Origin of the sequence: Gordonia sp. UCD-TK1 (genome assembly GCF_001691435.1) — a bacterium.
Lineage (GTDB): Bacteria > Actinomycetota > Actinomycetes > Mycobacteriales > Mycobacteriaceae > Gordonia > Gordonia hongkongensis.
This window is the reverse complement of record NZ_LZMP01000051.1, coordinates 1-11,727: the sequence shown is the minus strand read 5'-3', so window position 1 is coordinate 11,727 and position 11,727 is coordinate 1. Positions and strand designations below refer to the sequence as shown.

The window sequence follows — 11,727 nt, the reverse complement described above, 5'->3', positions numbered from 1 at the left end:
ACAGCCCACCACCCCGCCGGCACCGACACATTGATGCCCGCGTGGCGGTACCACTCGTTTTTCACCAACACCACCGACGACACCGTCACCGCCGACCTCATCCACCGCCGCCACGCCATCATCGAAACCGTGTTCGCCGACCTCATCGACGGACCACTGGCCCACCTGCCCTCCGGACGGTTCGGCGCCAACGCCGCCTGGCTGGCCCTGACCGCGATCAGCCACAACCTGATGCGCACCCTCGCCGCACTCACCAACACCCCCACACTGCGAGCCGCGCGGGGCGCTACGCTGCGCCGCACCCTCATCGCGATACCCGCCCGACTAGCGCGACCAGCACGAACACCGGTGCTGCACCTACCCCGACACTGGCCCACCCAACACGCCTTCACCGCGCTGTGGGCCGCGGCCAACACCACCTGACCTGACGTCGCCACCCGCCCACCCACGACCAAGGAACCCCAGTGAAAAGGCTGACACAGGTCAGCGAATACCACACGCCCACAACACAATCAGGCGATCACGCGCCCCAACCCCACCCCACCTGAACTCCTTCCACGGATCCAGGCTCAGGGAGCAGGGGGTGACGCTCGCAAGCTCGCTCCTCAGGGAGCAGGGGGTGACGCTCGCAAGCTCGCTCCTCAGGGAGCAGGAGGGGTCCGCACGACAAGGGCCGGTGACCCGAAGGTCACCGGCCCTTGTCAGAGGGTCTGACTCAGAAGAAGGCGGGGCGGAAGGTCTTGGCCCACGACTCCTTGAAGGTGCTCTGCCAGTAGTCCCACCAGTGCGCACCGTCCGGGGTGATCCGGGTGGTGAGCTTGACGCCCGGGACGAGCGCGAGGCGGCCGATGTAGAGCTGGCTGGAGGTCGACGCGGCGACCTCGAGCGGGATCATCTGCGCGAATTTGACGGGGTCGAAGTTGGCGCTGGCCGGGTTGACCGACGAGTCGTACTTGCTGCCGACACCGCTACCCGACGAGACGTAGACGTTCTTGCCCGCCAGGTTGCCCGCGCTCAGGAACGGGTCGTTCTGGAACCAGGTGCCCGCGGGGTAGAAGCCCCACATGTTGAACGGGTTACCGCCGACCTCCGCGACCGAGGCCATGATGCCCTGGGTGAAGCCCGGCATGGTGACCGTCGGGTAGCCGCTGTAGGACGCGACCGCCTTGTAGAAGTTCGGGTGGCGCGATGCGAGGTTCAGCGCCGAGGTGCCCGACATCGAGAGTCCGGCGATGCCGTTGCGACGGCTGTCGCTGCCGTGACGCGCAGCCATGTACCGCGGCAGTTCGCGGGTCAGGAACGTCTCCCACTTGTTGACACCCAGCTTGGGATCGGGGGTCTGCCAGTCGGTGTAGAAGCTGCCTGCGCCACCGAACGGGATGGCGACGTTGGTGCCCTTGCCGGCCATGTAGCGGGCGACGTCGGTGTTGATCAGCCAGCCGCTGTTGTTGTTCGGGGCACGGAGTCCGTCGAGCAGGTAGAGCGTCGGCTTGGGTCCGCCGCCGCCGGCCGAGACGATGCACACGGGCACGGTCCGGTTCATGGCGTTCGAGCGGACGTACTCGACATTGCAACCGTTGGCCGCGGAGGCCTCCGGCGGAGCTGCGACCAGCGTCGCACCCGACACGGCCACGAGAGCCACGAGTCCGGCGACGAGGCGCTTACGGGCGCGTGTCAGCATTCGTCAGTTTTCCTTTGGATCACCACGGCCGGAGCCGGCCGCTTGCGGGTCTTGCCTACCGGGTACTGCTGCGGGCTTGCATACGGAGTCGTACGTAGGGGGGATTGTATTGGTCCCCCCGGGCAGCGGTACCCGTCGTGCTGAAGTGTAACGGCACGATAACGCCTCGGCAAAGGCGAGAGCGAGTCCTGTGATGACATCTTTCGGTGGTGCACGTCACAGCGGTCGCCGCTGAACAGCTCATTTCGTACATAGGCGGCGCATGTGGCGAATTCTTCGTCTGTTCGGGCCACACATCCGCGATCGGCCCGTTACCGGTTTGCGCGGGCAACGGTGACGTCCGGTTCTCCGGTGACGGGCCGGACGCCGGACTGGCCGGGCCATCGGCGCCAAGTCCGCTCGGCCCGCTCCCCGAACAACTAGGGTCGGGACGTGCACATGGGCGAGTATCTGTCCGCGGACGCGACCACCCTGGCCGGTCTCGTGGCCGCCGGCGAGGTGACCGCCGCCGAACTCCTCGACCTCGCACGAGCCCGTGCAGACGCGGTCAATCCGTCGCTCAACGCCATCGTGATCCGCATGGATGCCGAAGCCGACGCCCGCGTCCGCAGTGACCTCACCGGGCCTTTCGCCGGCGTCCCGTTCCTCATCAAGGACCTCGCGCAGGACTACCGCGGGTATCCGACGACCCGCGGCTCGCGCGCACTCGCCACCCACATCGCCCGCGAACACTCCTTCGGCGTGCGCCGGTTCCTCGACGCCGGCCTCGTCGTCTTCGGAAAGACGAACACCCCCGAGTTCGGCGCGAAGGCCATCACCGAACCCACCCTGTGGGGTCCCGCGCGCAATCCGTGGGACCTCGACGTGACCCCCGGCGGATCGTCGGGCGGCAGTGCGGCCGCGGTGGCCGCCGGGATCGTGCCGGCGGCCGGGGCGAGCGATGGCGGCGGTTCCATCCGCATCCCGGCCGCGTGTACCGGGTTGTTCGGGCTCAAGAGCTCGCGTGGCCTGATGCCGTTCGGTCCGCAGACCGGTGAACCGCTGTTCGGGATGGGCGTCGAAGGTGTGGTGACGCGGACCGTCCGTGATGCTGCCGCACTGTACGACGCACTGATCGGACCGACGCCGTCGTCGACCTACCCGGCGCCGCTGCACACCGAGACCTACAGCGCCCGGATCGCGACCCCGCCCCGGTTGCTGCGGATCGGGTACACCACGACCTCGGCGATCAACGCGAATCCGCACCCGGAGGCCGTCGCTGCGGTCGAGCACGCGGCGTCGATCCTGACCGAACTCGGCCACCAGGTCGAGGAGGTCGATCCGCCGCACGACGACGCCGCCCTCGCCCGCGACTTCCTCGACATCTGGTTCGCCAAGTGCGCCGCCCAGGTCGACGAGGTCCGACGCCTCACCGGCGCTCCCGACTCCCACTTCGAGGCCGACACCCTGACGCTGGCGGAACTGGGCCGGGCCGCCGGCGTCGTCCCGCTGTTCACCGCGCTCGACCACATCAACGACCACGTCCTGGCACTCGACCGCTTCCACCAGACCCACGACCTGCTGCTGACGCCCACCCTCGCGGTACCGCCGCCGCGGGTCGGGTCGATGACCACGCCGCCGGTGCTGCAGCGCGCGTCGCGGCTCGCCTCCCGCGCGCGGTCCGGGCGTGCGATCTCCCGCTTGGGGATCGTCGACAAGCTCATCTACGAGAGCCTCGGCTGGGTGCCGTACACGCAGCTCGCCAACCTCACGGGCCGGCCGGCGATGAGCGTGCCGCTGCACTGGACCGATGCCGGCCTCCCGCTCGGCGTGCAGTTCGTCGGCCGACTCGGCGCCGACGGCGATCTCCTCGCCCTCGCCGCGGGCCTCGAAGCCGCCGCGCCGTGGTTCCACCGGTACGCCGACATCGCGCTGTAGTACGGGGCTAATCTCGTCTGCGAATGCACATGTCCCGGGACCGGCCCGGTCATTTTGGCGGTGTGAGGAGATGCGGTGGCGGAGCACGGGGCCGACGCGGTGGTCGTCGGCGCGGGACTGGCGGGTCTGGTGGCGACATACGAACTCACCAAGGCCGGACGCCGCGTCGTCGTGGTCGACCAGGAGAATCGCAACAACCTTGGCGCGCAGGCATTCTGGTCGCTGGGCGGGTTGTTCATGGTGGACACGCCGGAGCAGCGTCGGCTGGGCATCAAAGACTCCGCGGATCTCGCCCTGCAGGACTGGATGGGGTCGGCCGGTTTCGATCGTGACGACGAGGACTATTGGCCGCGCCAGTGGGCCCGCGCCTACGTGGACTTCGCGGCCACCGAGAAACGGCAGTACCTTCACGACCTCGGGTTGCGCATCACCCCGATCGTCGGGTGGGCCGAACGCGGCGGCGGATTCGCCGACGGCCACGGCAACTCGGTGCCCCGCTTCCACCTCACCTGGGGAACCGGACCCGAGGTCGTGCGGGTCTTCGCCGAGCCGGTCCTGGAGGCGGAGAAGCGCGGGCTCGTCGAGTTCCGGTTCCGGCATCGCGTCGACGAGCTCATCGTCGACGACGGCGCCGCCGTCGGCGTACGGGGTGTCACGCTCGCCCCGACCGACGCCGAACGCGGCCAGGCGTCGAACCGGGATGTGGTGGGCGACTTCGAGATCCGTGCCGGGTCGGTCATCGTCACCTCGGGCGGCATCGGCCACAATCACGACCTGATCCGCAAGAACTGGCCAGTCGACCGTCTCGGTCCCGCGCCGGAGACGATGATCTCGGGTGTCCCGGCGCACGTCGACGGCCGGATGCTGGAGATCAGCGAGACCGCCGGCGCGAACATCGTCAACCGTGACCGGATGTGGCATTACACCGAGGGCATCCACAACTGGGACCCGATCTGGCCCGACCACGCGATCCGCATCATCCCCGGCCCGTCCTCGCTGTGGCTCGACGCCAACGGCAACCGCCTCGCACCGCCGAACTTCCCCGGTTTCGACACCATCTCGACGATGAAGGCCATCCTGGCGGCCGGCCACGACTATTCGTGGTTCGTCCTCACCCAGACGATCGTGGAGAAGGAGTTCATGCTGTCGGGTTCGGAGCAGAACCCCGACATCACCGCGAAGGACGTCAAGCTGGCCGCGAAGAGCCGGCTGGCGAAGGGCGCCGCGGGACCGGTCGACGCCTTCGTGCGCAACGGCGTCGACTTCGTGGTCGCCGACAACCTCCCGGAACTGGTCGCCGGGATGAACAAGATCGCCCGCGGCCCCGAACTCGACCTCGCGCACCTCGAACGCATCATCTCCGCACGCGACGCCGAGATCGGCAACAAGTTCTCCAAGGACGCACAGCTGATGGCGATCACCAATGCCCGACAGTTCGTCGGCGACAAGATCGTTCGGGTCGCCAAGCCGCATCGACTGCTCGATCCCGAACACGGCCCGCTGATCGCGGTCCGGCTCAACATCCTGACCCGCAAGACCCTGGGCGGGCTCGAGACCAATCTCGACTCCCAGGTCCTGCGGCCGGACGGCACCGCCTTCGACGGCCTGTTCGCCGCCGGCGAGGTCGCGGGCTTCGGCGGCGGTGGCGTCCACGGGTACAACGCACTCGAGGGGACGTTCCTCGGCGGATGCATCTTCTCCGGCCGCGCCGCCGGCCGGGCGGTGGCGCGGGCCACAACGCGCCGCTGACCCGTCACCGGTCAGCGTCGAAAAGGGTTGCCTGCCCTATACATTCGCGGCACGATCTGCTGCCCCACGGTTTGTACGCATGGGCTAGTGTGTTCAGCGTGCCGGTGCCCCAGACGATCCTGACGCGGAAGACCAAGTCGGCGATCTTCCTCGTCTTCACCATCGACGACGGCGGTGAAGACGCGGTTCGCGCTGCGCTGGAAGACATCCCCGGCCTGAACAACGCGGTGTCCTCGCGGGCTCCCGAGGCGGCACTGGCCGGGATCGTGTCGATCGGCTCCGCGGCGTGGGACCGCCTGTTCACCGGCCCGCGACCACGCTCGTTGCGGCCGTTCGTCCCCTACGAGGGCGATGTCCACACCGCCCCGGCGACGCCCGCCGATCTGCTCGTGCACATCAAGTCCGACGACATGGGCCTGTGTTACGAACTCGGCGCCAAGATCACCGAGGCATTCGGGGACGCGGTCACCGTCGTCGACGAAGTGCACGGGTTCCGCTACTTCGACCTGCGCGACCTCATCGGCTTCGTCGACGGCACCGAGAACCCGATCGGACAGGCGGCGATCGACGCGATCACGGTCGGCGGGGAGGACCCGGACTTCGAGGGCGGCAGCTACGTCGCCATCCAGCGTTACGTACACGACCTGTCGTCGTGGAACGACCTGAGCACCGAGGAGCAGGAAGCCGCGATCGGGCGCACCAAGCTCGACAACGTCGAGATGGCCGACGACGTGAAGCCCCCGAACTCCCACATCGCGCTGAACGTCGTCGAGGACGAGAACGGCGAGGAGATCGACGTCGTGCGGGACAACATGCCGTACGGCGACGTCTCGGGTGCCGGTGTCAACGGCACGTTCTACATCGCCTACTCGGCAGCGCCCGACGTCACCGAGGAGATGCTGCGCAAGATGTTCATCGGCGACCCGCCCGGCACCTACGACCGCCTCCTCGACTTCACCACCGCGGTCACCGGGTCCCAGTTCTTCACCCCGACACTCGACTTCCTCGAAGACCTGCCACCCGCGCCCGACGCCGCACCCACGGCTTCCCCCGCCCCGACGACCCGTTCCGACGGCTCGCTGGGCATCGGGTCACTGCACTGACGACACCCGCCATCCGACCACCGCATCCGCCACAACCCGGCCGCACCAGGAGGACACCATGAACAACCTGCATCGCGAACTCGCACCGATCTCCGACGCGGCCTGGGCGGAGATCGAAGAGGAGGCGACCCGCTCCTTCAAGCGCAACGTCGCGGGCCGGCGCCTCGTCGACGTGACCGGGCCGCTCGGCTCCGACACCGCATCGGTGACGCTCGGACATCGCACCAAGATCGACTCACCGTCGCAGGGGATCACCGCCTTCCAGCGGCGCACCCAGTCGCTCGTGGAACTCAAGGTCCCGTTCACGGTGTCCCGCGAGGCCATCGACGACGTCGACCGCGGCGCGAAGGACTCCGACTGGGACCCGGTCGTGGAAGCCGCGCGCGAACTCGCGCTCGCCGAGGACCGGGCGATCTTCGAGGGTTACGCCGCGGCGTCGATCACCGGCATCCGCGCCGAGGCCGCCGCCACCCCCATCCCGCTGCCCGCCGACGTGCGCGACTACCCGGAGGCGGTCAGCCAGGCGCTGAGCACACTGCGCCTGGCGTCGGTCGACGGTCCGTACGCGGTGGCCCTGTCGGCCGAGGCCTACACCCAGGTCAACGAGACGTCGAACCACGGCTACCCGATCCTCGAACACATCCAGCGCCTGTTCACCGGCGACATCGTGTGGGCGCCCGCGATCAGCGGCGCGTTCGTGATGAGCACCCGCGGCGGTGACTTCGAACTGACCATCGGCCAGGACGTGTCGATCGGCTACGACTCACACGACGCCGACGTGGTGAACCTGTACTTCCAGGAGTCGTTCACCTTCCTCACCCACACCGCCGAGGCAGCCGTCGCGCTGACCGAGCCGCCCACCGTCTGAGCGGCTGCCCACGGTCCCCGCCTGCGCGGATTCCCGGTGGGCAGATACTCGGCGGCGTCCGTTGCGAGCGGCAACTAGTCTGGCGCACGTGATCGCAGTGAACTCCGGCCGGCTCTCGCTCCCGGCGCCTACCGTTGCCTTCGGCCCGCTCGCTTCGCTCCCGGCGCCTAGATGCTGACCCGACTCGTCCGCACCTACCTCTCCCGGTACCGCATCAACGTCGCGCTCGTCATCGTGCTGCAACTGCTGGCGACCATCGCGATGCTGTACCTGCCGAGCCTCAACGCCGACATCATCGACAACGGCGTCGCCCGCGGGGACACCGGTTACATCCTGCGCATCGGCGGCTGGATGCTGCTGGTGAGCGTCGCCCAGATCATCGTGACGGTGACCGCGCAGTACTTCGGCGCGCGCGCCGCGCTCGGGGTCGGGCGCGACATCCGGGGCGACCTCCTGCACCGGGTGAACTCCTTCTCCGCACGCGAGGTCGGCACGTTCGGCGCGCCGTCACTGATCACCCGCACCACCAACGACGTCCAGCAGGTGCAGCTGCTCATCGTGATGAGCAGCGCGATCCTGGTGATGGCGCCGATCATGTGCATCGGCGGGATCGTCATGGGCGTCCGGGAGGCGCCGGCCCTGTCCTGGGTCATCGCCATCGCGGTGCCCATCCTCGGGGTGTCGATGGGGGCCATCATCGCGAAGATGATCCCCGGCTTCCGGGCGATGCAGGAACGGATCGACAACGTCAACCGCGTCCTGCGCGAGCAGATCACCGGCATCCGGGTTGTGCGGGCGTTCGTGCGAGAAGACTACGAACGCAAGCGTTTCGCCGTGGCCAACGACCACCTCGCCGACGCGGCCCTGCACGTCGGCCGATTGATGGCCCTGATGTTCCCGGTCGTCATGGTGATCACCAACGTCACCATCGTCGCGGTGATCTGGTTCGGCGGGCACGCGGTCTCCGACGGTTCGCTGGAGATCGGCGCACTGACCGCGGTGATGAGCTACGTGATGCAGATCCTGATGTCGGTGATGATGGCGTCGTTCCTGGCGATGATGGCCCCGCGCGCGGCGGTCTGCGCCGAACGCATCTCCGAGGTCCTCGCCACCGACACCTCGGTCCATCCGCCGAGTGAACCGGTCGGTTTCGCCACCCACCCCGGCACGGTGGAGTTCGATGCCGCCGAGTTCCGCTATCCCGGCGCCGACGACCCGGTGTTGAGCGGCATCGACTTCCGCGTCGAGCCGGGCACCACGACCGCGATCGTCGGCTCGACGGGGTCGGGCAAGACCACCCTCGTCGGGCTGGTGCCGCGGCTGATCGACACGACCTCCGGCGCGGTCCGGGTCGGCGGCACCGACGTCAAGCGGCTCGATCCCGACGAGCTACGGTCGGTCGTCGGGCTGGTGCCCCAGCGGCCGTACCTGTTCTCGGGAACCATCCGCTCGAACCTGCTGCACGGCAAGGCCGACGCCACCGACGATGAGATCTGGGAGGCGCTGCGCATCGCGCAGGCGGAGGACTTCGTGTCCGCGATGCCCGACGGCCTGGACACCAAGGTGTCCCAGGGCGGTACGACCGTCTCCGGCGGGCAGCGGCAGCGCCTGGCGATCGCACGCGCCCTCATCCGACGGCCCGCGATCTACCTCTTCGACGACTCGTTCTCCGCGCTCGACCTGACCACCGATGCGCGGCTGCGCGCCGCATTGCGTCCCGCCACCCGCGACGCCGCGGTCATCGTCGTGGCGCAACGAATCTCGACCATCGTCGACGCCGAGCAGATCGTCGTGCTCGATCGCGGCCGGGTCGTCGGGCTCGGTACCCACGACGAGCTGCGGCAGTCGTGCCCGACCTATGCCGAGATCGTCGAATCGCAGATGGCGATGGAGGAGCGCTCATGACCCGGCCCGGAGGCCCGCCGATGGCGGCCGGACCCGAATCCAAGCCTCGCTCGTTCTGGCCGTCGGTCAAACGCGTTGTCGCACAACTTGCGTCGTATCGACTGCTGATGTCGATCACGCTCGCGTCGCTGGTCGGCTCGGTGGTGCTGATCGCGATCGCGCCCCGCGTGCTGGGGTACGCCACCGACCTCGTCTTCGACGGCGTGATCGGCCGCACCCTGCCCGAGGGACTCACCAAGGAGCAGGCGGTGGCCGGTCTCCGCGAGAGCGGTGACGACACGTTCGCCGACATGGTCTCGTCGATGAACGTGACCCCCGGCGTCGGAGTGGATTTCGGCGCCGTGGGGCGCGTGCTGCTGATCACCCTCGTGCTGTACGTGGTGTCCTCGGCGCTCGCCTGGCTCGCCGGGTACCTGCTCAACATCGTCGTCGTCGGCACCATCCGCCGGCTCCGCGACGACGTCGAGGCCAAGGTGCATCGGCTGCCGCTGCGCTACTACGACACGATGCCGCGCGGCGAGCTGTTGAGCCGGGTGACCAACGATCTCGACAACCTGTCGCAGAGCATGCAACAGACCATCTCCCAGTTCGCCAACTCGGTGCTGACGGTGATCGCGCTGCTGATCATGATGATCTGGATCTCGCCGCTGCTGGCGCTCATCGCGGTGGCCACGGTGCCGCTGGCGATCATCGCGACCGGCATCATCGCGAAGCGTTCGAAGCCGCACTTCTCGGCGCAGTGGTCGTCGACGGGCGCGCTCAATGCTCAGGTCGAGGAGGCCTTCACCGGGCATGAGCTGGTGACCGCCTTCGGTCGTCAGCGCGAGATCGAGGCGACCTTCGACGAACGCAACGAGAAACTGTACGAGTCGAGTTGGCGCGCACAGTTCATCTCCGGCGTCATCATGCCGACGATCATGTTCCTGGGAAACCTCAACTACGTGGCGGTCGCGGTCGTCGGTGGTCTGCGCGTGGCGTCGGGCTCGCTGAGTCTCGGTGAGGTGCAGGCGTTCATCCAGTACTCGCGCCAGTTCACGCAGCCGCTGACGCAGATCGGTTCGATGATCAACCTGATGCAGAGCGGTGTCGCCTCCGCCGAGCGGATCTTCGACATCCTGGACGCCGACGAGCAGTCGCCCGACGCCGCGAATCCGAAGACGCCCGCCGACGACAAGGGACTCATCGAGTTCGACGACGTCTCCTTCCGCTACGTCGAGGACAAGCCGCTCATCGAGAACCTCAGTCTGGTGGCACGCCCCGGGCACATGGTCGCGATCGTCGGCCCGACCGGCGCGGGCAAGACCACCCTGGTCAACCTGATCATGCGGTTCTACGACGTCGATTCCGGTGTCATCCGGGTCGACGGCGTCGACTCCACGGACATGACGCGAGACGACCTGCGCGAGCGCACCGGCATGGTGCTGCAGGACTCGTGGCTGTTCGGCGGCACGATCTACGACAACATCGCCTACGGCGATCCCACCGCCTCGCGAGAGGAGGTGCTCGACGCCGCCCGGATGAGTCATGTCCACCACTTCGTGCGGACCCTCCCCGACGGCTATGACACCGTGCTCGACGACGAGGGCGGTGGCGTCAGTGCCGGTGAGCGGCAGCTCATCACGATCGCGCGGGCCTTCCTCGCCCGGCCCACGATCCTCATCCTCGACGAGGCGACGAGTTCCGTCGACACCCGCACCGAGCTGCTCATCCAGAAGGCGATGGCCAATCTGCGGTCGGATCGCACGAGTTTCGTCATCGCGCACCGACTCTCCACGGTGCGCGACGCCGACGTCATCGTCGTCATGGAGGACGGGCACATCGTCGAGCAGGGCAACCACGACGAACTGCTCGCCGCCCGCGGCGCCTACTGCCGGCTGTACGAAAGCCAGTTCACCGGGGCCATCGAGGCGGGCTGAGACCCTTCGTGACGCTCGCAAGCTCGCTCCTCAGGGAGCACAAGAAGGCTCGCTTCGCTCGCACCTTAGGGAGCAGGAAAAGCGCGTCCCCACCCCGCTCCCTAATCCGAGAGCGCCACACACCCATTGGTCCCTGAGGTGCGAGGAGCGATAGCGACGAGCCACGAAGGGCCTGGTAAGGCACCTTGCGAGCCCCTTCGTGGCTCGCTTCGCTCGCACCTCAGGGAGCACAAGTAGGCTCGCTTCGCTCGCACCTCAGGGAGCACAAGCAGGCTCGCTTCGCTCGCGCCTTAGGAGCCTGCTGAATTAGGGTCCAGCCTGGGTTGAGGTTCCTGCTGCGGGGATGTGTCGGTTCCGGGGTGTGGTCGTGGTGATCGATCTAGGTGGGGCGGCGGTGCCGCGGTTCAGGCGGTGGCCAGTGTCCAGGTGCCGTTGGTGGTAGTCAGTCCGAGGGTGATCAGGCGGCGTAGGTTGATCGCGGCGGCGCGGTGGTGCAGCCAGTTGTTGTTGCGTTCGATTCCACGGTAGGGCACCCGCCGGTTACCGCGGGTGAGCCAGGCAATCGTCCGTTCGACCATGGGTCGATGC

At 68.0% G+C, this 11,727-nt stretch carries 9 protein-coding genes; 7 read left to right on the top strand and 2 right to left on the bottom strand.

Annotation, left to right across the window (positions count from 1 at the left end):
• The coding region (locus tag A9310_RS21180; protein ID WP_175401188.1) for a transposase at positions 1 to 423 on the top strand (423 nt) is incomplete at its 5' end.
• 292 nt (positions 424 to 715) lie between these two features.
• Here A9310_RS21180 and A9310_RS21175 read toward each other — a convergent pair.
• The gene (locus A9310_RS21175) at positions 716 to 1,681 is read right to left on the bottom strand and encodes an alpha/beta hydrolase family protein (RefSeq protein ID WP_065632259.1); all 966 of its coding nucleotides are present in this window, start codon (positions 1,679 to 1,681) and stop codon (positions 716 to 718) included.
• A 438-nt stretch (positions 1,682 to 2,119) separates the two neighbouring features.
• Here A9310_RS21175 and A9310_RS21170 point away from each other — a divergent pair, with 438 nt between their 5' ends.
• The 6 genes from A9310_RS21170 (at position 2,120) to A9310_RS21145 (ending at position 11,139) form a co-directional block, all read left to right on the top strand.
• Positions 2,120 to 3,598: an amidase gene (locus A9310_RS21170; RefSeq protein ID WP_065632258.1), complete on the top strand. Its 1,479-nt coding sequence runs from the start codon at positions 2,120 to 2,122 to the stop codon at positions 3,596 to 3,598.
• 75 nt (positions 3,599 to 3,673) lie between these two features.
• Positions 3,674 to 5,347 (top strand): FAD-binding dehydrogenase, encoded by a 1,674-nt coding sequence (locus A9310_RS21165; RefSeq protein WP_065632257.1) that lies wholly within the window; start codon positions 3,674 to 3,676, stop codon positions 5,345 to 5,347.
• A 98-nt stretch (positions 5,348 to 5,445) separates the two neighbouring features.
• Complete coding sequence (locus tag A9310_RS21160) at positions 5,446 to 6,450, top strand: Dyp-type peroxidase (RefSeq protein ID WP_065632261.1); 1,005 nt, start codon at positions 5,446 to 5,448, stop codon at positions 6,448 to 6,450.
• Between the two features lie 58 nt (positions 6,451 to 6,508).
• On the top strand, positions 6,509 to 7,318 hold the full coding sequence (locus A9310_RS21155) for a family 1 encapsulin nanocompartment shell protein (RefSeq protein ID WP_058253785.1): 810 nt from the start codon (positions 6,509 to 6,511) through the stop codon (positions 7,316 to 7,318).
• Between the two features lie 171 nt (positions 7,319 to 7,489).
• Positions 7,490 to 9,223 carry an ABC transporter ATP-binding protein gene (locus A9310_RS21150; RefSeq protein WP_065632256.1) on the top strand — a complete coding sequence of 578 codons (1,734 nt, stop codon included), beginning with the start codon at positions 7,490 to 7,492 and terminating at the stop codon, positions 9,221 to 9,223.
• Positions 9,220 to 11,139 (top strand): ABC transporter ATP-binding protein, encoded by a 1,920-nt coding sequence (locus A9310_RS21145; protein ID WP_065632255.1) that lies wholly within the window; start codon positions 9,220 to 9,222, stop codon positions 11,137 to 11,139. Before A9310_RS21150 ends, A9310_RS21145 begins: the two co-directional genes overlap by 4 nt.
• Before the next feature lie 404 nt (positions 11,140 to 11,543).
• Here the strand turns inward: A9310_RS21145 and A9310_RS21140 are convergent.
• A partial coding sequence (locus A9310_RS21140) for a transposase (RefSeq protein ID WP_175401127.1) occupies positions 11,544 to 11,727 on the bottom strand: 184 nt, incomplete at its 5' end.